A 22748-nucleotide genomic window follows, 5' to 3' on the forward strand; every position below is an offset into this window, starting at 1 on the left:
TTTCATGCGCTATCATATACACCTTTCCACGCACCTAAAAATTGAGAAATATTTATGAGCCAAAGTCATATCCGTATTCGAGGCGCACGCACACACAATTTAAAAAATGTGTCTCTCGATATTCCACGCGACAAGTTTGTGGTAATCACGGGACTATCAGGCTCAGGGAAATCATCTTTAGCATTCGATACTTTATATGCCGAAGGTCAACGTCGTTATGTTGAATCACTTTCTGCTTACGCACGTCAGTTCTTATCGCAAATGGAAAAACCTGAAGTCGACTCTATTGAAGGTTTAAGCCCTGCTATTGCCATTGAACAAAAATCGACAAGTCATAACCCACGTTCAACTGTGGGAACAATTACAGAAATTTATGATTATTTACGTCTTTTATATGCACGTGTGGGTACGCCTTACTGCCCTGAACATGACTTGCCGATGGTCGCGCAAACTATTTCGGAAATGGTCGATGCGGTAAAAGCACTTGAAGAAGGTACAGCACTGATGTTGCTTGCGCCTGTTGTGCGAGATCGTAAAGGTGAATACACCAACTTATTCGAACAATTACAAAGCCAAGGTTTTGTGCGTGCACGTGTCGATGGCGAAGTCATGGATATTGACCCAATTCCAGAACTCGATAAAAAGAAAAAACACACCATTGAAGTTGTTGTAGATCGTTTTAAAGTTCGTGACGATTTGGGCAATCGAATTGCAGAAAGTTTTGAAACAGCACTACGTTTAGGTGGTGATATTGCCATTTTATCTTGGATGAAAGGCGAACAAACAGATCGTACTTTCTCTGCAAAACATTCATGCCCAGAATGCGACCGTGCTGTTGGCGAATTAGAACCACGCTTGTTCTCGTTCAACAATCCATTTGGTGCCTGCCCTACTTGCGATGGCTTAGGCACACGTAGCCATTTTAGTTCAGACAAACTCATTCCAAACCCAGAAGTTTCTATTAGCCAAGGTGCAATTCGTGGTTGGGACAGACAACGTCCTTATTACTACACCATGATTCAAAAAGTTGCCGATCATTTTGGTTTTTCTGTAGATACGCCTTGGAATGAACTTGATGCAGATACCAAAAAGAAATTTTTATATGGTACAGGCAAAGAAAAAGTAGATTTAAGTTATATCGATGAGCGTGGTCGTTCACATAAACGTGTGCAAGCTTTTGAAGGAATTTTGCCACATTTAGAACGTCGTTACCGTGAAACAGAAAGTAATTATGTCCGTGAAGATTTAGCACAATATCTTTCAAATGCAGCATGTGACGTTTGTGATGGTTCACGTTTAAATGAAATCTCACGTAATGTAAAAATCTTAGATAAAACCATCGCCCAAATTACTAAGATGTCGATAGGCGACGCTGAAAATTACTATCAAGACGTTCAGCTTGAAGGTGCCAAAGGCGAAATTGGCGATAAGATTTTTAAAGAAATTCGTGAACGTTTGCATTTCTTAGTATCTGTTGGTTTGAACTATTTAAGTCTTTCACGTTCTGCCGAAACCCTTTCAGGTGGTGAAGCACAGCGTATTCGTTTGGCATCGCAAATTGGCGCAGGCTTAATGGGCGTCATGTACGTGCTCGATGAACCCTCTATTGGTTTACATCAACGTGATAACGACCGCTTGCTAGAAACCCTTGTGCGTTTACGTGATTTAGGCAACACCGTTTTAGTTGTGGAACACGATGAAGACGCCATTCGTGCTGCCGATCATATTATTGATATTGGTCCTGGTGCAGGTATTCATGGTGGTCACGTGATTGCCGAAGGTACGTATGATGAAATTCTTGCCAATCCGAAATCGCTTACAGGGCAATATTTATCGGGCAAGTTAAAAATTGAAGTGCCTAAAGTTCGTGTACAACCGCCAAAACCTGAAGAGCAAATTAAGTTGATGGGCGCGGCAGGTCATAACTTAAAGAATGTAGATTTAGCCATTCCTTTAGGCATTATGACTTGTGTAACAGGTGTTTCGGGTTCAGGTAAATCGACCTTAATTAACCGTACACTTTTACCGCTTGCTGCAACGCAATTGAATGGTGCAACAACACTCACTGCTGAAAAATTCGATTCTATTGATGGTCTACAATTTTTAGATAAAGTGGTTGATATTGACCAAAGCCCAATTGGTCGCACGCCTCGTTCAAACCCTGCAACGTATACAGGTTTGTTTACACCTATTCGTGAATTATTTGCACAAACACCTGAAGCAAAAGCACGTGGCTATGCCGCAGGTCGTTTCTCGTTTAACGTGAAAGGTGGTCGTTGTGAGGCCTGCGAAGGCGATGGTATGATTAAGGTTGCAATGCACTTCTTACCCGATATGTATGTGCCTTGCGATGCGTGTCATGGCAAACGCTATAATCGTGAAACTTTGGAAGTTGGTTATAAAGGCAAAAATATTTCCGATGTTTTAGAGATGACCGTTGAAGATGCAATGCATTTCTTTGATGCCATTCCTGTGATTCACCGTCGTTTAGAAACATTGAACCAAGTTGGTTTGGGCTATATCCGCTTAGGTCAATCTGCGACTACGCTGTCAGGTGGTGAGGCGCAGCGTGTGAAATTGGCGCGTGAACTTGCTAAACGAGATACAGGTAAAACCTTATATGTGCTAGATGAGCCAACCACAGGTTTGCATTTCCACGATATTGCGAAATTGCTTGATATTCTTCATGAGCTTCGTAATAAGGGTAATACGATTGTGGTAATTGAACATAATTTGGATGTGATTAAAACTGCCGATTGGATTGTAGATTTAGGTCCTGAAGGTGGTGCTGGTGGCGGTATGATTATTGCAGAGGGTACACCTGAAGAAGTTGTGAAAAATAAGCTTTCGCATACTGCTCGATTCTTAAAGGCGATGTTGAAGTAATCTCCCTTAGCCTCTTTTTAAAAAAGAGGAGCATTCCCTCCTTTTTCAAAGGAGGGTTAGGGAGGATTCAAAATAATAAATTATTATGCTAAAACGGTGATTCATTCACCGTTTTTTATTTCGGGAAATAATGTGGTTTTCAACAAACATTCAAAATGTAGAAAGTAGACTATCCCCAAACTCTTAACTCTTAACTCTTACAAATAATGAAAAACACCCAACTTATCTAACGCATCTAAAGTCAGTTGCTTCCGTAAATTTACATCATCACCATCTTTCATTTGCATATTCAAAGCAAAACTTACAACCTGACCATCTGCCTTTTCAACAAAACCTACATACCAACCCACTTGGGGATCAACATCCATTCCCCAACCACTTTTCGCATATAAACGATTCTCCCCTCTGCGCTCCACATACAACATTTCTTTCACTTTTTGCTGAACTTCAGGTTTAAACGCCAACTGCCCTTTACCAAGTTGATATAAAAATTGCACTTGTTCATTTGGGGTAATGGTTAATGGACCTTTCAACCAAAACTGATCGACCTGTGCACCCACTTGCATATTGCCATAACCAATTCGCTCCAACTCCTTTTGCATTAAAGGCAAACCCGTTCGACGCGCCAAAGTTTGATAAACTGGCACAGCAGATGCTTGCATTGCCTCTGCCAAAGTCATGTCACGTTCCCAAGACTTAATAAATTTAGGCTTTCCATCCCATTTAAAAACTTCTTGAGTATTGGCTTTTCCATGTTGCAAACCAATAAGCGCATTTACGATTTTAAACGTTGATGCAGGAATATAAGCAGTATCGGCACGGTTCAAATGTGTGCCATATGCATTGAGTTTTGTCCCATCGAAAGTCACAAAAACAGCATCTGCATGTACCTCTTTAAATAAAACCTGAATTTTTAAAGCAGGATTCACAACACTTAAATGAGATGTGACAGGTTGATGGTTTTGAATTTGAGATGGCACACATGCCATAAGCCCCATGCTGAAAAGCATCACAGCACAATATTGAAATAATTTCATATTAAAAAATAAGATAAATAAAACTAGATTGAATCAGGTGCAGAAAAAATACCATTAAGTTTTCGTATATTTATAAATAAACGGAGATTAAGAGCTGTTTCGGCTTATCCCAAAACAGCATTTTTACCCTGAGTTTTCACTTTTAATAATGATTTATCTGCACGTTCTAATAAAGCCATCCACGAGACTGCACCTACCGCAACACCAGCACTCACAGAAATACCTACGAACTCATTTAACTCTTTGATATAACAATCAGATCGACCAATAGATTGACGGATATTTTCTGCCAAAATTAATGCATCTTTAAAATTAGTATTATCAATAATAATTAAGAATTCATCACCACCATAACGTACAACAAGCTCAGACGATGTTAAATGTTCTTTTAAAGTATCAGCGACAAATTTAATCACTTGATCACCAATAATGTGCCCGAAGCGATCGTTCACAATTTTAAAGTCATCAATATCTATAATAATTAAACCTGTTTGCGTTAAACGTTCAGGTCTTAACTCGAGTAAACGAATATATTCATTTAATGCCAAACGATTCGAAACACCTGTCAAAACATCTGTATTCGCAATATTTCGTAATTGAAATTCTAAAATATCTCGTTGTTGCAACATTGTTTGTAATTTCTGAATAGCCTCAAACAATGAAATTTCACGCTTATTTTCCATAATTTTATGAGAAATAGACTGATGCGATTCCGAAAGCTCTAGAATTTTTTGTCTTGCTTCAATGAGTGGGGTAAATACTTTTTTCCGTGCATAAATTAAAGTAAATAATGCTGAAAATAATGAAATTGCTGAAACAGTTAAGGTAAAAATAAACTTTCTAAATTCTTTTTTATAACTTCGCTCGACTGAAGATAAGCTGCGCTTTAATATATAGCTTTGTAAATCAACAACAGTTGCGAACTTTTCAACCATAGCCTTTGTTAATTCAGTTCCTGTAAGTGAATAAGGTTTATTCTGTCGACTTTCTTGAACTAATCCTGCAACAACAGGTATACCCTTATTAATGAACTCAGCTTGAACTTTTTTATGTAAATCTAAATATTCTTCAGTGCGCTGTTCCGCAGGTTGCAGAGTATTAATTAAATCCCATAAATAATGTACTTGATATTGGTTTTGTAGCGAGCGAGAAATATTATTTTCAGATATAGGTTGCTGATAAGAAACTGCTGCCATAATTGTAGATGCTACACGTCCAGCTTGATCTCTTAAATCTGCAAGTAAAAGCACTAAAGTATAATTATCTGAAATACTCGATGTACGACCAACAGAATGATAAACCACATCTTTTAATACGACATGGGTAGCATCCCAAGCAACAAACATCTTTTTAATTGCCTGATCTAACTGCTCTGCACTTCGTATTGAAACAGGTGTTTCAACATATTCATCTACCGCTTTTCGCCCAGTTTCAAGTCTTTTAATTAAATTGATATATAGCGCTTCAGATTGGTCAGGAAAACCATGACTATTTAAGACATAAACTGTCTTCTGTATTTGACGATCAACTTTTTTTCTATATTCTGTAAGTTCTTTTAAATTGGCTTCTAATTCTTCTGGTGTACTCGACATCACCTTATTTGAAGGTGCTCGCTCTCTCGACACATTATTGGCAAGCTCAGCAACATTTTGCAAAACTAAAATTTCAGACAATGCTAGTTCAGATTTTTTATAACTAAAATAACTATTTACTGTTAATGGCACAGAAATAATGAGTAATGAAGCAATAATGACACTCATCGACCAAAATAGTTTATGTCTAATATGCTCCGAACGCAGTTTTTGATTCATTAGAGCTTACCCTTAGTGCGTATGCGTAAGGGTCAAATAACGAACCCTAAAATAAAGCCTATATAATATACACTTGTTATAAATAAGCATATATTATTTAACCTTAAAATTTCGATGTACTGAATTGCTTAATCCGATTATATTTTCAACATTTTGTATAAAATTAATTCATTTTTCGCTATTTAAATAAACAATTTTTATTCACTTGCATAATATTTACCAAACAATATTGATAAAAAATGCACTGAATATTTACACTTGCATCAATTGAGTGCATAATGCACCCCATTAGGGCAAGTTAATAAATTCCTCAGCAGATTTATAAGTTTTCCCGCAATTTTTGGCGATAAAAAAACCAGTTTTCTAAGAAAACTGGTTTTTTTATGCTCTTTTTTACGGAAATCATGTTTCCAAGTCACTTTTAAGCACTATTTTGGTGCAACCAATTAACTCATTAAAAAAAAGCCCAACCTTGGGGAAAGCTGGGCGGATAAAAACTATATTCGTGGAGAATTAAGTTAATTTTTCACACTTAATTGAAATCCAATTCAAATTACAAACCAATAAAGCCAACTGGTTTGGTTGGTTTTCAGTAATTATTATTCACCATATTATGTGATATGTAAAGTAGATTTATAGTCTAATTTTTCATACTTATTAAATAAAATTTCAATATTATTCAAAAATATATTAAAAATAGTATCTGTATTGATTAACCTATATTTAGATAAAATATAACCAATCGATCTATTATTCCAATAAGCATATTCATCAATAAAAACCTTTTCCTGAACAAAAATTACTCTTAGATTGTTGTAATACAAATTTTTTTTAGAGGTTGACAAAGAAATATTTAATTGCTTATTTTTCAAACAAATTTAAATATCTAAATTTAATGATAACGTTCTGTTACTTAACTTCATTGACTTCATAATTTGTTACAATACAATGGCAACCGCTTTTACTTTTTTTAATAAAACTGGTAACTATCATGAAAAAACTCGGTTTAGCCACTGCATTATTATTAGCAATGACCGGCGCTCAAGCGTACCAATTTGAAGTACAAGGTCAATCAGAATTCATCGACAATACTGCTAACCAAAATGACTTCACTGGCGCTGTTCAGGGTACTTACTACTTCAATAATGTTGATTCTTCTAAAGGTCCTTTAGCTGAAGCTGCATTCTTGAATCAAGCATCAAACGTTTCTTTAGCGTATAACTACGGTGAATATAAAGAAGCTGGCAACCGTACTGTAAACCACACTTACGGTGCTAAAGCTGAAGCTTATATTCCAACTAAACTTGTTCCTGCATACGCAAGCGCGTCTTATAGCCACACTATTTCTGATAGCAAAACTGGCCAAAACGATGACAATGGCGACCGTTATGCATTAGAACTAGGTGCTGTTGTAGCTCCTAACTTCTTAGTTGCTGTTGGTTACACTAGCGTTGCAGACCAAGCGTCTTACGATGCTTTCAACATCCTTTCAAATGGTGTTGCTAAAGCTGCAATTGAATCTGGCACAATCGCTGACGACCAAGATGCAATCACTGCACGTACTAAATACGTAGGTGCTATCGATGGTACAAACATGTCTATCGGTTTTGATGCTGGCTTAGTTTATGGCGAAGATACTACTTACAACTTAGGTACTACACTTTACCTTAACAACCAGTTAAGCGTTGGTGCTTCTTATGTTGAAACAAGTGCTGACTTAGACGCTAAATCAGCTTGGGGCGCCAACGTAAACTACTTCATCACTCCTGCTGTAGCAGTTGGTGCAACTTACGTAAATGCTAATGCTGAAAATTCAACACGTGACACTCAAACTGTTGGCTTAAATGCTAAATTCCGTTTCTAATTTAAATTAGATTCTGAGTATAAAAAAAGGACGCATAAGCGTCCTTTTTTTATGGCTGTTCGGTTCGAACCAAACTTAAAAAATGTAAGTGACGTTCGTATTGATCAATAATGTCTTGAATTAAATCTTCAACCGTCCAATCCATCACATCATAATTTTGTCCACCTTCTCTTAAGAAAACTTCAGCTTGATAGTTTTGACAGTCTTCAGCTTGCGGTTCTGCCATAAAGCTTGGTGTAGATGTTTCACGTGAAATAACTTGATAAACAAAATTGATTTCATCGTGGTGATTCACACGCAATTGCAAACCATCGTCTACATCTTTAATGCTGATATCTAATTTACGGCGTTTAAGTTCTTTTTGAACGCTTAAGAAGGCTTTTTTCACAACATCTTGAATATAAGCCTCCACCTCTTGCTGAGTATGCGGATAATGCATAATCAAGCCTAAACGTTGTTGCCAACTTCTTGGGTTTTGAATGGCACGAGGTGTAATACGAGCAGTTTGTAAGGCTTGCATTTTAATTGCATCTAAACGTAATGCTTTGACTAAGCCCCAACATATAAACAGCATAATAAAAGTGAATGGCAATGCACTTAGCATAGTCGCAGATTGCAAAGCGCTTAAACCACCATTCAATAGCAAGACAATTGCCAAGAATGCCATGAGCACAGTCCAAAATAGACGTTGCCAAGTGGGTGAGTTTTCAGATTTCGCAGTTAAATAATCTGTAACCAATGCGCCTGAATCGGCTGAAGTCACAAAAAATAGGATGACCAATAACGTCGCAATTAAACTCATTACACCTGAAAAAGGTAATGTATTTAAAAACTCAAATAGCGCTACAGATGAATCATTTTGAACTGCTGTAACAAGCGTTGTATTAGCTTCATTTAAAATGCTGTTTAATGCAGCATTTCCCATAAAGCCCATCCAAATTAAAGTGAAGCCTGTTGGAATAAATAGCACCCCAACAATAAATTCACGAATAGTTCGCCCTTTCGATACACGCGCAATGAACATTCCTACAAATGGCGACCATGAAATCCACCATGCCCAGTACATAATTGTCCAACCACCGATCCATCCATTCGGTTGGTAAGCATACAAATTAAAGGTCATGTTAAATAGATTGGAAACGTACTGTCCTGCGTTTTGAATTGTTGTCTGTAATAAATAAATAGTCGAACTTGCGAAGAAAACAAAAAGTAAAAGTACCAAAGCTAAAACTAAATTTAATTCTGAAAGACGTTTAATACCTTTATCTAGTCCTAAAAATACAGATAAAGATGCCATGATACTAACCACTATAATCAAAATTACTTGTGTGATAGAAGATTGCTCTATACCAAATAAATAATTAAGGCCCGAGTTAATTTGGGTTACACCAAAACCTAAGGTTGTCGCTACACCAAAGACCGTACCAATTGTGGCAAAGGTATCTACCCCATCTCCAATTGGTCCATAAATTTTCTTACCAATTAATGGATATAAAGCAGAACGAATTTTTAAAGGTAAATTATGTCTGTAAGCAAAGTAAGCAAGCGATAAACCAACAATGGTATAAATTGCCCAAGCATGTAAGCCCCAATGAAAGAAGGTTACTTGCATGGCTTGTTGTGCAGCTTGAATCGTTTCTGCATCTCCTATTGGTGGAGATACATAGTGCATAACAGGTTCTGCAACGCCAAAGAACATTAAGCCAATACCCATACCTGCGGTAAATAACATAGCAAACCATGAACTGTTACTATAAGTAGGTTGGCTATGATCTAAACCAAGCTTAATTTTACCCATATCTGAAATGGCAATATAAATGAGTAATATCAAAAATATTGCGACAGATAAAACATAAAACCAGCTAAAGGAATCTGTGACCCACTGATTCAGATGCTTTGTGACCAAATCAAATGAATTTGGAGCGAGCAAAACGACAATTAAAAATAATCCAATAATTGCCACTGTGCTAACAAAAACATTGGGATTGATATTTTCATACCATGCTAATTTTTCGGAAGGCATATTCCCCTCATCTTAATTATTTATAAAAACAGACAGACCTTAAGAGTCAAAAAGACATTCACGACAAGTGAATAAAGCGCATGCTTAATATTTAAAGCAGAATAAAATGATAAATTACTGTTAAAAATAAAGCTGTTAGACAACTGTTCATTTATTGTTAACACAACTTTTTTTAATTATTGGATGATCAACACAAATTTTTAGACAATAAAAAACCCCTTTCGGGGCTTTTTATTTAGGCAATCTTATCTTAGTGATCAGATGCGCCTGAGATACCAACACCAGTTTGTGAACGTACATACTGTGCATCAAACGCTTTGCGTTCTGCTTGTGCTTGTGCTGAATTATCAGTCACAGAGAACAACCAGCAGCAGAAGAATGATAATGGCATAGCGAACAATGCAGGACCATTGTATGGGTTAATAGGTGTATCAGAAATACCCAATGTATCTACCCAAACTGCTTTAGATAATACAATTAATACTACTGCTAATACTAAGCCTACAACACCACCAATTACGGCACCACGTGTAGTTAAACCTTTCCAGAACATTGATAGTACTAGAACTGGGAAGTTCGCACATGCAGCTACAGAGAATGCTAAACCAACCATGAATGCAACGTTTTGTTTTTCGAACAAAATACCTAGAATCATTGCGAAAATTGCTAGACCTAAAGTCGCAATTTTTGACATACGAAGTTCAGATTCAGGAGTTGTTTGACCTTTTTTGAATACGTTTGCATACAAGTCATGTGAAATTGCAGAAGCACCAGACAACGTCAAACCAGCTACAACCGCAAGAATTGTTGCGAATGCTACTGCTGAAATGAAGCCCATGAACAAGTCACCGCCTAATGCATCAGACAAGTGAACCGCAGCCATGTTGTTACCACCAACAAGTTCTAACTTGCCTGTAACCGCCATTTTAGCAACATCAAGGAATTGTGGGTTGTTCGATACATAAAGAATCGCACCAAAACCAATGATGAATGTTAATAGGTAGAAGTAACCAATAAAGCCTGTTGCAACAACTACAGATTTACGAGCTTCTTTCGCATCTTTTACTGTAAAGAAACGCATAAGAATGTGTGGAAGACCCGCTGTACCAAACATCAATGCAAGACCTAACGAAATTGCATCAACTGGATTTGCAGCAAGCTTACCAGGACCCATAATTGCGCCAGCTTGATCCAAAGTCACATCATGAACTTTTGAGAATACTTGAATAGCTTGAGTGAACATTTCAGTGAAGCTGAAGCCAACACCTTTCATTACCATAAATGCCATGAAAGTTGCGCCTGAAAGCAACATCACCGCTTTGATGATTTGCACCCAAGTTGTTGCCAACATACCACCAAACATTACGTATGCCATCATGAGTAAACCCACAATTACAACAGCAATATTATAGTTCAAGCCGAAAAGTAACTTAATAAGCTGACCAGCACCTACCATCTGAGCGATTAAGTAGAATGCCACTACAACTAATGAGCTTACTGCAGCTAAAGTACGTACTGGCTTTTCTGCTAAACGGAAAGACACAACGTCAGATAAGTTGAATTTACCTAAGTTACGTAAACGTTCTGCAATTAAGAACAATACAATTGGCCAACCCACCATGAAACCTAGTGAGTAGAGTAAGCCGTCAAAGCCTGACATAAATACCATGGCAGAAATACCAAGGAATGACGCAGCTGACATATAGTCACCAGCAATTGCCAAACCATTTTGGAAACCAGAAATACCACCGCCTGCTGTATAGAAGTCATTGGTATTGGTTGTTTGCTTTGCAGCCCACTTGGTAATAAATAATGTTGCACCAACAAAAATCATGAACATGATAATTGCTGGCCAGTTTGTTGCTTGCTGTTCCGCTGCACCTAAATCTGGACCTGCAAAAGCCATTCCAGACATGAATGCCGTTGATGCGACAAGTGCTTTAAGTGAATTCCATTTCATCTTAATTTTGTCCTTTTTCATGAGCAATTGCTTCAACTTCACGCATTGCATCTTCATTTAATTGATCTAATTTATTGTTCGCGATATATGAATAAACACCACATAATAAAAATGACAATACAATGATGCTTAAACCTAGAGGAATACCCCAAGTTGTAACACCACCAGAAAGTGAACTATGAAGAAATTCTTTGTTATAGCCTACTAACAACATGAAGCCTACATATACAAACAACATAATGGCAGTTAAAGTCCAACTTAATGTACTTTTTTTACTGACCATTTCTTTAAATTTTGGATTTTGTAGAATACGTTCTACTTGTTTATCATCCATTAAACCAACTCCTATAATTGCCCAACCATGGACACATTTTTAATTCGAATTTTCACTATGCAACTTAACAATGTTTAATACTGCTTGTAATTTAGACTTTGGTCGTTAAAAAATGATCAATTTAAACTGATAAGTACACGAATAGAGTATGATGAGCCTATAGATTTTCTGCTGTGAGCAATATGAATAGCTGGCTAATTATTGGGGTGCTCGCCCTTTATATCGCATTACTTTTTTTGTGTGCATTTTTTGGAGAAAAACACGCAAGTCGTTTAAGTACTCGCGGTCGAATGTTTCTATTCAGTCTAACTTTAGGCGTTTATTGTTCATCTTGGACATTTTACGGTGCTACTGGTGCAGCCGTAAGAGAAGGCATTCTCTTCCTTCCTATTTACTTAGGTCCCTTACTTTTTGTTGCTTTAGGTTATGACATTTGGCGACGTTTAGGCAGAGTTAGACAACACCACGCTATTTCATCTATTGCCGATTTTATTGCAGCTCGTTACGGAAAAACTGGTGCGCTTGCATCGCTTGTAACCATACTTGCCGTTATTGCTGTTATTCCCTATTTAGCACTACAACTTCGTGCTATTGCACTTAGTGCAGCAGTCATTTTAGAGCCTACAGCAGGTGTAACAAGCGCAACAAATAGCGTGTTATTCCTTACTAGTGTTCTTGCTATTTTGGCTATGATTTTTGGCACACGACAAATTGCCAACACAGAACAACATGGCGGTTTAATGTTGGCGGTAGCATTCGAATCTTTTGTTAAGCTTTTTGCTTTACTTGCTGTTGCATGCTTCTTTATATTTGATTCACCTGAAAATATTCATCAAATTTCACGAGATGTTTCACGTACTTTTGGTGAAATAAAAATGTATGGTGTGCCCGATACTTTCTGGGTTCAAACCTTACTTGCAGCACTTGCAATTATTTGTTTACCACGCCAATTCCACGTTGCTGTGGTCGAACTTCGAGATGAAAATCATATTCGAGGTGCAAGACGTTGGTTTGCTGTTTATTTAATTTTAACCACTATTGCAATTGTTCCTATTGCAAGTTGGGCAATGCATGCTGCTCCGCATTATCTTGCTATTCCAGATATTGCAGTTTTGTCTTTACCGTTAAGCTATGAGCAAGATTGGCTCACATTACTCGCATTTTTAGGTGGGTTTTCAGCATCTACAGGAATGTTGCTAGTTTCTTCCGTAGCCTTATCTATCATGCTCAGTAATGACTTAATTATGCCTGCATTATGGCGTTTTAAAATCTTCTCTCGTCATGATAAACGTCTACCTTTAGTACTTAAATTTACACGTCGCGTGTGCATTTTAGTTGTAATGTTACTTGGCTTTTTATTCTTCCATTTCTTTAATGATATCGACCAACTTTCAGTATTTGGCTTATTGGCATTTAGTGCTGTAGCACAATTTGCACCTGCTTTAATTGGTGGTCTTTATTGGCGTGGAGGCAGTAAACAAGGTGTTTATGCAGGTTTAATTACAGGCTTTATTATTTGGGCATATACATTATTACTCCCTACTATTTTAAGAAGCTTACCTGACAGCTTCCTGGATTTTTCACATTATTTTTTAAATTATGGACCTGCAGGAATTACTTGGTTACGTCCAGAAGCATTGTTAGGTTTCCAATCTTTAGCCCCTCTTACACATGGTGTACTTTGGTCCTTAGGATTAAATTTAATTTTATATATTTGGATCTCTCGAATTTTCCGCCCAAGTGTTGCAGAACAAATTCAGGCAGAAAGCTTCTTTTATTATGAAACTAAACCACTACCATCTCAAAATACAAATAACGAAACAAATTTCTCTCATCAAGATGTTGCTCGTTTAAAAGTTCGTGACTTAATTACCCTTGCAAAACGCATTACCGGTGATGAACCAACAATTAAGGCATTTGAACAATTTTGTACACTAAACAATCTAGAACTAAATGAAAATAGCAGTGCTAATGGTATGTGGTGGCGCTTCACAGAACAATATTTAGCAGGAACAATTGGCGCAGCGTCTGCTCGAACATTACTAACTACAGCAATGGTAAATAATGGTTTAGCTTTGGGACAAGTTGCAAATATTCTTGACCAAGCATCTCAATGGCAACGTTTTAATCAAAATTTAATTATGACAATGATCGATCACATGACTCAAGGTGTGAGCGTGGTCGATGCCAATATGTGTTTAGTTGCATGGAATAATCAATATTTAAAACTATTCGATTATCCAAGAGATATTGTTTATGTAGGTTGCCCTATTTCAGACCTGATTCGTTATAACGCAGAGCGTGGTGAATGCGGTCCTGGTTCAGTTGAAGAGCATGTACGTAAACGTATGCATTGGATGCGTGTTGGTAGCGCACACGAATTTGAACGTATTCGTAAAGATGGTCGCGTAATTCAAATGCGTGGCAATCCAATTGAAGGTGGTGGTTTCGTTACAACCTTCGCAGATATTACCGCATTCCGTGAAAATGAGGCTGTGCTTGAAGGTCGTGTACAAGATCGTACCCAACAATTAGCAAATGCTCTTTCCGAGCAACAACTTGCACGAGAACAAGCAGACCAAGCCAATATGTCGAAAAGCCGATTTATTGCAGCGGCAAGTCACGACTTATTACAACCTATGCATGCAGCACGTTTATTTAGTACAGCTTTAGAGCAAAGCGTGCAATGTGATGATGATCGGAAAACACTACAACAGCTTGATCGTGCCTTACATGGTGCAGAAAGTATGTTGTCTGCATTATTAGATATTGCACGTTTAGAAGGTGGAACCATTCAGCCGAAACGTCAATCGTATCCATTGCATGATTTATTAAGTGATTTAGAGCTTCAATTTAAATCAATTGCTGCACAACGTAATATTAAATTCAGCGTACATGACGCTCAATTCTGGATAGATACAGATCCGCAATGGATTCGTCGTATTATTCAAAACTTTGTAAGTAATGCGCTACGCTACACAGCAAAAGGACGTGTTGTTGTTGGAATTTTGCGTTCTGCCGAAAGACCAAATCATATTCGAATTGGTGTTTGGGATACAGGACCCGGCATTGCAGAAGAACAACGTATTAAACTTTTCCAAGAGTTCGAGCGTTGTGGTCATACATCGCCATGGGGTGAACAAGGTTTGGGCTTAGGTCTTGCTATTGTGCATCGTATGACAAGTCTGCTGAATTATCCTATCCATGTTTATTCAACTTATGGAAAAGGCTCTTGCTTCATGATTGAAGTGCCTATTGTTGAGCCACCAAAAGTGATTGCCACACCAACTCAGGCAATCCCTTTACAGTCAAAAGCCTATAAAATTTTATGTTTAGATAATGATGAAGCAATTTTGGAAGGTATGACAACACTACTCACCAAATGGGGTTATCAGGTCTTTAAAGCGACCGAACCTGAACAAGCCGCTGAAATTATTCAACGTGAAAATATTCAGGTTTGGTTGGTCGATCAGCATTTGAATAACGATAAAGTCGGTTTAGATTTTATTTTGGAACATCGTCCAGAAAATACACCTGTTGCGCTTATTACCGCAGATTCTGATCCTGAACTTCCTCAAAAGTTAAAAGAACTTAATATTATTTTGCTCAGAAAACCGTTAAAGCCTGCTTCTTTACGCTCATGGTTATCTGGCTTAAAAATTAGCAAATCTTAAAATTTAAACAAAAAAAAGACCTCTTAATGAGGTCTTTTTTATTTTGCATTTAGATATTTTTTTCTTCGATATTTAACGCATTAATTGCCAATACCGCTTGTGTACGATTTTGCACCCCTAACTTACGGAAAATAGCAGTGACATGCGCTTTAATCGTTGCTTCTGATACATCAAGTTCATAAGCAATTTGCTTATTCAATAAACCTTCAGCAACCATCATTAATACACGAAATTGTTGTGGTGTTAATGATTGAATACGTTCTGCTAATGCAGTTTCATCTGCCGCACGTGGGTCGAAGTTCAAGTTTGCAGGTAAGTTTGGTGGTAACCAGATTTCACCTTCCAATACTTGACGAATCGCTTCACCAATATTACTTGGATGCGCAGACTTAGGAATATAACCCATTGCACCATGTGCAATTGCACGTTGGATAATAGACACTTCTTCGTGTGCAGAAACAACAATAATAGGAATAGATGGATACTGTGCGCGTACGTGAACCAATGCAGAAAAACCTGAAGCGCCAGGTAAATTCAAATCAAGTAAAACTAGATCTGGCTCTGGACCTTTTTCCAAACGCTCGTAAAACTCATTCACAGCAGCTGTTTCATGAATTTGAGCTTGAGGTAGACTATAACGAACAGCTTGAATTAAAGCATGACGAAATAATGGATGATCATCAACGATTAAAATATTCATAAATCACGAGAGAGATCTAGTGCACGGTGAGACTATTCTAACCACACATCGATGTTTATAGATATGCAAAATAGCTATATTTTGCATTTAATTATCTCTTTTTTGATTAAATTTTAGTTTTTCTTATCATTTTTATGTTTTTTACTTACTAAATCAGTTTTTCGTATAAATTTTATCTCACCTTTAAAATAGCTTATCTAAATTAAATATAACATTGTTATTCATATACTTATATTAATATTTAGCATTTAAACACCGCACTAATTCGCCATATCTAAAAATAAGATAACTTATCTTTATTTCAGTATTTTACAGAAATAAGCACATATTGATTAATAAAGACATTACGAAATAAATCACATTTTAGGTTTTTCTCATGTCAAATTTTAATCAACAAAAACCACTTAATATTGTTGCTGTTTCAGGTGGTTTAAATAATCCATCTAAAACTGAAGCTTTGGTTCAGGCTATTTTGAGCGAGTTAGGCGAAGCAACGCCAATTAATGTACATTTCATTAAATTCAGTGAAATTGGTCCTTTGTTAGGTGGTGCAATTTACCGTAACCAACTTCCACAACGTGTGCAGGATGATCTTGCAGCAGTTGAAGCAGCAGATGCACTCATTGTGGGTACGCCTGTTTACCGTGCATCATTCACTGGTTTGTTTAAGCATTTCTTTGACTTTGTAGAGCAAACAGCACTTGTAGATGTTCCTGTACTCCTTGCTGCTTCTGGTGGTAGTGATCGTCATGCGCTTGTTCTTGAACATCAATTACGTCCTTTATTTAGCTTTTTCCAAGCACAAACTTTACCGATTGGCGTGTATGCAACAGACCGCGACTTCACGCCTGAATACACTATTCATAGCGAATTTCTCATTGACCGTATTACGCTAGCTGTGGCTCGAGCATTACCAATTCTTGAATGGGCACCTGCAAAAGGTCAACGTGCTGAAGTTGTGAAAGAAAAAACCCAACTTGCAAATCAAAGCTTAGGTATTAATAAACAAATTGAGCAAGAAGAAGTTCTTCCATCTGCGGCAGTTCCTAGCTTAGATGCAGCAGAATCTCGTTTACATGCGAAAACGCCTAAATCTCAGGTGGCATAACAATAAATACTGTGGAGAATTTGCCATGACACAAGTAAAAAATGATGCAATTAAATTTGCCTACTGGGTACCGAATGTAAGTGGCGGTTTAGTTGTTAGCAATATTAAGCAACGCACCGATTGGAGCTATGACTACAACGTAAAACTTGCTCAAACTGCTGAAAATAGTGGCTTTGAATATGCACTGACACAAATTCGCTTTACCGCAGGTTATAACGCTGAAAATCAACATGAATCAGTGAGTTTTAGTCATGGAATTTTGGCAAAGACCGAAAAGCTCAAAGTGATTGCGGCAATTTTGCCAGGTCCTTGGAAGCCTGCTTTAGCAGCAAAACAATTGGCGACGATTGATCACTTAACCCATGGACGGATTGCCATTAATGTGGTGAGCGGTTGGTTCCGCGGTGAATTTGATGCCATTGGCGAAGAGTGGCCAGAGCATGATCAACGTTACGCACGTTCTGAAGAGTTTATTCGTGCTTTAAAAGGTGTTTGGACACAAGATAACTTTAGTTTTGATGGTAAGTTTTACCAATTTAAAGATTACACATTATCGCCAAAACCTGTTCAAAAACCACATATTGAAATTTTCCAAGGTGGTAGTTCTCGTGCAGCTCGCGATATGGCATCTCGTGTATCTGACTGGTACTTCACCAACGGAAATACACCTGAAGAACTAAAAAAACAAATCGATGATATTCGCGAAAAAGCCAAAGCAAATAATCATGACGTTAAAGTAGGTGTAAATGCTTTCATCATTGCTCGTGATACAGAAGAAGAAGCGAAAGCAGTTCTTCAAGAAATCATTGATGGTGCAAATGTAGAAGCGGTAAAAGCCTTTGGTGATGCAACGAAGGAAGCCGGTGCAGCAACTGCTGAAGGTGAAGGTAACTGGGCAAAATCGACCTTTGAAGATTTGGTTCAATATAACGATGGCTTCCGCACAAATTTAATTGGTACGCCTCAGCAAATTGCTGAACGCATTGTCGAATTAAAATCTGTAGGTGTCGATTTAATTCTTTTAGGCTTCTTACATTTTATTGAAGAAGTTGAATATTTTGGTGAAAAAGTTTTGCCTTTGGTTCGTGAACTTGAAGCAGCTCAACAAAATCAAATTACGGCAAAATCTGCGTAATTTTCAAATAATAATTAAATAGAATTCTAATGTTTCAAATTCCCCTCAAGACTCGGCTTGGGGGATTTTTATGTTTTACAATCAGACAAAATATAGCCTAAATGTAAAATCTACTGGTCGCTCTTTACTTTCATCTCTACAATTATCTTCAAAATTTAAATAAGATTTCGCATATGTACACAGGCATTGTTCAAGGTTTAGAAAAGGTTCTTGAAGTTCGTCAAGGCGATGGATTCAGCACGATTATTGTTTCAAATACAAATAACTTTTTCCAAGATGTTTTTATAGGTGCAAGTGTTGCAATCAATGGTGTTTGCCTCACAGCAACGCACATCGATTCAGACCAAAATACGGTTCATTTTGATATCTCAAATTTAACCAATCAACTCACTACTTTAAAATTTCTTGAAGCAGGTACAGAAATTAATATTGAACGCTCTGCCAAAGTGGGTGCAGAAAATGGCGGACATAATTTATATGGTCACATTGAAGGTACAGCAAAAGTTGTTAATTTAGTTCGTACAGGTGAAACCTTACATTTAGATATTGAAATTCCTGAAGGGAATATCAAATATTTCTTCTTAAAAGGTTTTATAGGATTAAATGGATGTAGCTTAACCGTGAATCGTGTTGACCGAAATACGCAACAAATCTCTGTCGATTTAATTCCTGAAACTTTACGTTTAACCACTTGGAAAGATGTAAAAATTGGCGATGATGTGAATTATGAAATTGATCAAATGACACGAACAATGGTCGATACTTTAGAAAATATTCATCAAAAATAAAGCAAAAAAGAGCCTTAAATTTTCAATGAAGTATTTAAGGCTCTTTCCAAATAACGAATAAATTTAAGAATAAAAACTTGGATCAGGAACTTTTCCTGTAAGCACCCATTCACCAATTTCTTGGTATTTATAATCTACAGGATCATGCAAAGTTTGAGTACGCACATTACGCCAAAAACGATCTAAATTTAACTTTGCTGTCGTTGCCCGCGCGCCCATCACTTGGAAAATATTTTGCGTGATATATAACGAAGTATTTGTAGATGCAATTTTTGCAGTCGCGATTGCAATAGACACTTCGCCACGCTGTTCAGCTGTTAATTTTTCACCCTCATTCCAAGCCTGTTGTAATGTTTCTACTGCTTTATTCGCAAGCAAACGCACACCTTCAAGCTGCACATAAAACTCTGCAAAGTGCTTTTGAGTAAAAGGATCATTCACCGCATTTTCAGCTAAAGATTTAGACCATGCTTTTTGGCTTTGAACCGTTGCTTTTGCTGTTTCAAATGCCCCTTCTGCTACGCCTAAAAACATATGCACAAAAATAAGTTGAGCAATAAGCGGACGTAAACTCGAATATGGCGTACTTAAAGGCCCGGGATTTAATAACAACTCACTTTCTTGAATTTTCACTTGTTCAAAATGACTTGTACCACTATCGGTTTGGCGTTGCCCCATATTATTCCAATCGCCTAAAAAGCTTACACCTTCACGAACTGTTGGAATTACGCCAATCAATAATTTACCTGCTTCGTTATAACCCGAACAAAGCAAAATATCCGAATCTATTGAACCTGAGCAAAAGCTTTTATCACCATGGAAAATATAATCTGTTTCCGAAACTTTCGTTGCAATTGTTCGCTGATCTAATGGGTTTAATGTATTGCCCCAAAATAAGTTTTCTTTTGCCGTTTGCGTGAACCATTTTCCATATTGTTCAGGCTGTGCAAAAAGCTGAACTGTAGCAATAAGTAAATGATGAAAACCATATACATGTGCTAATGAACTATCAACTTGGGCAATCGTTTGAATGGTTTTGAAAATGGTTTTCCAACTCGCACCCAGCCCACCAAACTCATTTGGAATAGATAAACCTAAAAGTCCACTTTCACGAATTAAATCACGTTCAACTTTTGGGTTCCCTCCTGTTTTATCTCTTTCCGCTGCTGTTTCTGAAAATTTTTCTGCAAGTTGCTGTGCAATTTTTATCGCATCAAATTGAGTAGGAGATGAAGCATTCATAATATTATCGACATTTTTCATAACTTTTTTTAGCTTATCAGAGGTTGAACTTTTGCTTTATCTCAATGTATGAAGACTTTATCTTTAAAATAAAAATACCGCTAAAACAACTAACGGTATTTCCATATAAACAATAATTTAAGAATGTTGTGATTTCACTTCAATAATCAGCTGATCTACGACTTGTGGATCTGCTAAAGTTGAAGTATCACCTAAACTATCCAGCTCATTTGCTGCAATTTTCCTTAAAATTCGACGCATGATTTTGCCTGAACGGGTTTTTGGTAATGCCGGTGCCCAATAAATAGCGTCTGGCGTTGCAACAGGTCCTAAAACTTTACGAACCCAAGCAACAAGCTCTTGCCTTAATTCTTCTGTTTCAGGTGTATCTGCTTGCAAAGTGACATAAGCAGCAACACCTTGCCCTTTAATATCATGTGGCATACCTACAACAGCAGCTTCCGCAACATGTTCATGTGCAACCAAAGCACTTTCAATTTCTGCAGTTCCTAATCTATGCCCCGACACATTTAATACATCATCGACACGACCGGTAATCCAGTAATATCCGTCTTTATCTCTGCGTGCACCATCTCCAGTGAAATATGCTCCCGGATAAGTTGAAAAATACGTTTCAATAAATCGAGGATGATCTCCCCAAATCGTTCGCATTTGTCCCGGCCAAGAATCTGTAATAATAAGATTTCCTTCCGCTTCTCCCAAAAGCTCTACACCATCTGAATCTACAATCGCTGGTTTCACACCAAAAAATGGTCGTGTAGCTGAACCTGGTTTTAAAGCCGTTGCTCCTGGTAATGGCGTAATCATGAAACCGCCTGTTTCCGTTTGCCACCATGTATCTACAATTGGGCAACGTTCCTCTCCTACAACCGTGTAATACCAATTCCAAGCTTCAGGATTAATTGGCTCACCTACAGAACCAAGTAGACGTAAGCTACTACGGTCACTTTCACGTACAAATGAATCGCCTTCTCGCATCATGGCGCGAATTGCTGTTGGCGCAGTATATAGAACTGTAACGTTGTGCTTATCTACAATATGACCTGTTCGTGCCCATGTTGGATATTGTGGAATCCCTTCAAACATAAGCGTGGTTGTACCATTTGAGAGTGGACCATACAAAACATATGAATGTCCTGTAATCCAACCTAAATCTGCTGTACACCAAAATACATCGTCTTGTTTTAAATCGAAAACTTCACGAAATGTAAAATTTGCATAGGTTAAATAGCCGCCTGTAGTGTGCATTACCCCTTTTGGCTTACCTGTAGAACCCGAAGTATATAAAATGAATAGTGGATCTTCCGCATTCATTGGTTCAGGCGAGCAAATGTCATTAACCGTCATAATTTCTGAGTGATACCACAAATCCCTCCCATCTTTCATATCAATTGGATTGCCCGTGCGATGTACCACAATGACATTTTGAACACATTCTGTTCCGGGAATATTTAAAGCGATATCTACATTTTCTTTCAGTGGAATTGGCTTACCACCGCGCATTCCTGAGTCAGCCGTAATAACCACTTTAGCTTGACAATCTTCAATCCGGCTTGCCAATGAATCCGGTGAAAAGCCTCCAAATACAACACAATGCACTGCACCAATACGTGCACATGCAAGCATAGAAATAGCAACTTCAGAAACCATTGGCATATACAAAACCACACGATCGCCTTTTTTCACGCCATTCTTTTTTAAAACATTGGCAAATCGGCAAGTTTCATCATGCAGTTCTGAAAATGAAATAATTTTATGCCTAGAAGGATGATCTCCTTCCCAAATAATGGCGGGTTTATACGGATGTTCCTTTAAATGACGGTCTAAACAATTGGCACTTATATTGAGTTGTCCATCTGCAAACCATTCAACTTTAAAGTTATTTTCTTCAAAACTTGTATCTTTTACCTTTGTAAAAGGCTTAATCCATTCTAATTTATTTGCTTGTTCAGCCCAAAATTCTTCAGGATGATCTATAGATTTTTGATAACGTTCAAAGTAGTCTGCTTCATTTGTACGCGCAGTTTTTTTAAATCCTTCTGGTACAGGGTATAATTCTTTCATATTGTACTTCCTTGATCTTTTGTACATTTCATCTCGAAATGTTATGCCCGTTATTCATTTATTATTTCTGCATACCATCAGTATTAAGGCTATTTTTCACA

The 22748-nt window shown here is 37.4% G+C and carries 14 protein-coding genes; 6 read left to right on the top strand and 8 right to left on the bottom strand.

Going from position 1 to position 22748, the window contains the following annotated elements:
* Positions 1-54 precede the first annotated feature (54 nt).
* Complete coding sequence (gene uvrA / locus SKM54_RS02955; RefSeq protein ID WP_321093948.1) at positions 55-2886, top strand: excinuclease ABC subunit UvrA; 2832 nt, start codon at positions 55-57, stop codon at positions 2884-2886.
* A gap of 197 nt (positions 2887-3083) precedes the next feature.
* On the opposite strand, the gene SKM54_RS02960 is transcribed toward uvrA, so the two are convergent.
* Both SKM54_RS02960 and SKM54_RS02965 read right to left on the bottom strand, forming a co-directional pair.
* On the bottom strand, positions 3084-3923 hold the full coding sequence (locus tag SKM54_RS02960; protein WP_321093950.1) for an OXA-1258 family class D beta-lactamase OXA-1262: 840 nt from the start codon (positions 3921-3923) through the stop codon (positions 3084-3086).
* 104 nt (positions 3924-4027) lie between these two features.
* Positions 4028-5734, bottom strand: coding sequence for a GGDEF domain-containing protein (locus SKM54_RS02965; protein ID WP_321093952.1), 1707 nt, complete (start codon positions 5732-5734; stop codon positions 4028-4030).
* 988 nt (positions 5735-6722) lie between these two features.
* On the opposite strand from SKM54_RS02965, the gene omp33-36 reads away from it, so the two are divergent.
* Positions 6723-7598, top strand: a complete 876-nt coding sequence (omp33-36, locus tag SKM54_RS02970; protein ID WP_321094123.1) for a porin Omp33-36 — start codon at positions 6723-6725, stop codon at positions 7596-7598.
* Between the two features lie 49 nt (positions 7599-7647).
* On the opposite strand, the gene SKM54_RS02975 is transcribed toward omp33-36, so the two are convergent.
* From SKM54_RS02975 to SKM54_RS02985, 3 genes are all read right to left on the bottom strand, one after another.
* Positions 7648-9621, bottom strand: a complete 1974-nt coding sequence (locus SKM54_RS02975) for a BCCT family transporter (protein ID WP_321093955.1) — start codon at positions 9619-9621, stop codon at positions 7648-7650.
* Between the two features lie 250 nt (positions 9622-9871).
* Positions 9872-11581: a cation acetate symporter gene (locus SKM54_RS02980; protein WP_248102356.1), complete on the bottom strand. Its 1710-nt coding sequence runs from the start codon at positions 11579-11581 to the stop codon at positions 9872-9874.
* A gap of 1 nt (position 11582) precedes the next feature.
* Complete coding sequence (locus SKM54_RS02985) at positions 11583-11915, bottom strand: DUF485 domain-containing protein (protein WP_154772611.1); 333 nt, start codon at positions 11913-11915, stop codon at positions 11583-11585.
* A 182-nt stretch (positions 11916-12097) separates the two neighbouring features.
* On the opposite strand from SKM54_RS02985, the gene SKM54_RS02990 reads away from it, so the two are divergent.
* The gene (locus SKM54_RS02990; protein ID WP_248102359.1) at positions 12098-15589 is read left to right on the top strand and encodes a hybrid sensor histidine kinase/response regulator; all 3492 of its coding nucleotides are present in this window, start codon (positions 12098-12100) and stop codon (positions 15587-15589) included.
* Positions 15590-15638: 49 nt separating this feature from the next.
* Here SKM54_RS02990 and SKM54_RS02995 read toward each other — a convergent pair whose 3' ends face one another.
* A complete protein-coding gene (locus SKM54_RS02995) occupies positions 15639-16289 on the bottom strand; it encodes a response regulator (protein ID WP_154772613.1) in 651 nt (216 codons plus the stop codon).
* A 376-nt stretch (positions 16290-16665) separates the two neighbouring features.
* Between SKM54_RS02995 and msuE the strand changes: the two genes are divergently transcribed.
* The 3 genes from msuE to SKM54_RS03010 all read left to right on the top strand — a co-directional run bounded on the left by msuE (position 16666) and on the right by SKM54_RS03010 (position 19320).
* Positions 16666-17397: an FMN reductase gene (gene msuE, locus SKM54_RS03000; RefSeq protein WP_154772614.1), complete on the top strand. Its 732-nt coding sequence runs from the start codon at positions 16666-16668 to the stop codon at positions 17395-17397.
* A gap of 25 nt (positions 17398-17422) precedes the next feature.
* On the top strand, positions 17423-18532 hold the full coding sequence (sfnG, locus tag SKM54_RS03005) for a dimethylsulfone monooxygenase SfnG (RefSeq protein WP_321093957.1): 1110 nt from the start codon (positions 17423-17425) through the stop codon (positions 18530-18532).
* A gap of 173 nt (positions 18533-18705) precedes the next feature.
* Positions 18706-19320, top strand: coding sequence for a riboflavin synthase subunit alpha (locus SKM54_RS03010; RefSeq protein ID WP_321087452.1), 615 nt, complete (start codon positions 18706-18708; stop codon positions 19318-19320).
* Positions 19321-19383: 63 nt separating this feature from the next.
* Here SKM54_RS03010 and SKM54_RS03015 read toward each other — a convergent pair whose 3' ends face one another.
* A complete protein-coding gene (locus tag SKM54_RS03015) occupies positions 19384-20562 on the bottom strand; it encodes an acyl-CoA dehydrogenase family protein (RefSeq protein WP_321093958.1) in 1179 nt (392 codons plus the stop codon).
* A 138-nt stretch (positions 20563-20700) separates the two neighbouring features.
* The gene (gene acs, locus SKM54_RS03020) at positions 20701-22647 is read right to left on the bottom strand and encodes an acetate--CoA ligase (RefSeq protein WP_321093961.1); all 1947 of its coding nucleotides are present in this window, start codon (positions 22645-22647) and stop codon (positions 20701-20703) included.
* Positions 22648-22748: the final 101 nt, after the last annotated feature.

It is taken from the genome of Acinetobacter faecalis (genome assembly GCF_034187745.1).
GTDB classification, from domain to species: Bacteria; Pseudomonadota; Gammaproteobacteria; order Pseudomonadales; family Moraxellaceae; genus Acinetobacter; species Acinetobacter faecalis.

Excerpts from the sequence above, each read along its gene's own strand:
- SKM54_RS03010 (WP_321087452.1), top strand. The coding sequence starts at position 18,706 with ATGTACACAGGCATTGTTCAAGGTTTAGAAAAGGTTCTTGAAGTTCGT.
- SKM54_RS02960 (WP_321093950.1), bottom strand. The coding sequence starts at position 3,923 with ATGAAATTATTTCAATATTGTGCTGTGATGCTTTTCAGCATGGGGCTT.
- SKM54_RS02995 (WP_154772613.1), bottom strand. The coding sequence starts at position 16,289 with ATGAATATTTTAATCGTTGATGATCATCCATTATTTCGTCATGCTTTA.
- SKM54_RS02985 (WP_154772611.1), bottom strand. The coding sequence starts at position 11,915 with ATGGATGATAAACAAGTAGAACGTATTCTACAAAATCCAAAATTTAAA.
- msuE (WP_154772614.1), top strand. The coding sequence starts at position 16,666 with ATGTCAAATTTTAATCAACAAAAACCACTTAATATTGTTGCTGTTTCA.
- SKM54_RS02980 (WP_248102356.1), bottom strand. The coding sequence starts at position 11,581 with ATGAAATGGAATTCACTTAAAGCACTTGTCGCATCAACGGCATTCATG.
- SKM54_RS02965 (WP_321093952.1), bottom strand. The coding sequence starts at position 5,734 with ATGAATCAAAAACTGCGTTCGGAGCATATTAGACATAAACTATTTTGG.
- uvrA (WP_321093948.1), top strand. The coding sequence starts at position 55 with ATGAGCCAAAGTCATATCCGTATTCGAGGCGCACGCACACACAATTTA.
- SKM54_RS02990 (WP_248102359.1), top strand. The coding sequence starts at position 12,098 with ATGAATAGCTGGCTAATTATTGGGGTGCTCGCCCTTTATATCGCATTA.
- SKM54_RS03015 (WP_321093958.1), bottom strand. The coding sequence starts at position 20,562 with ATGAATGCTTCATCTCCTACTCAATTTGATGCGATAAAAATTGCACAG.
- acs (WP_321093961.1), bottom strand. The coding sequence starts at position 22,647 with ATGAAAGAATTATACCCTGTACCAGAAGGATTTAAAAAAACTGCGCGT.
- sfnG (WP_321093957.1), top strand. The coding sequence starts at position 17,423 with ATGACACAAGTAAAAAATGATGCAATTAAATTTGCCTACTGGGTACCG.
- SKM54_RS02975 (WP_321093955.1), bottom strand. The coding sequence starts at position 9,621 with ATGCCTTCCGAAAAATTAGCATGGTATGAAAATATCAATCCCAATGTT.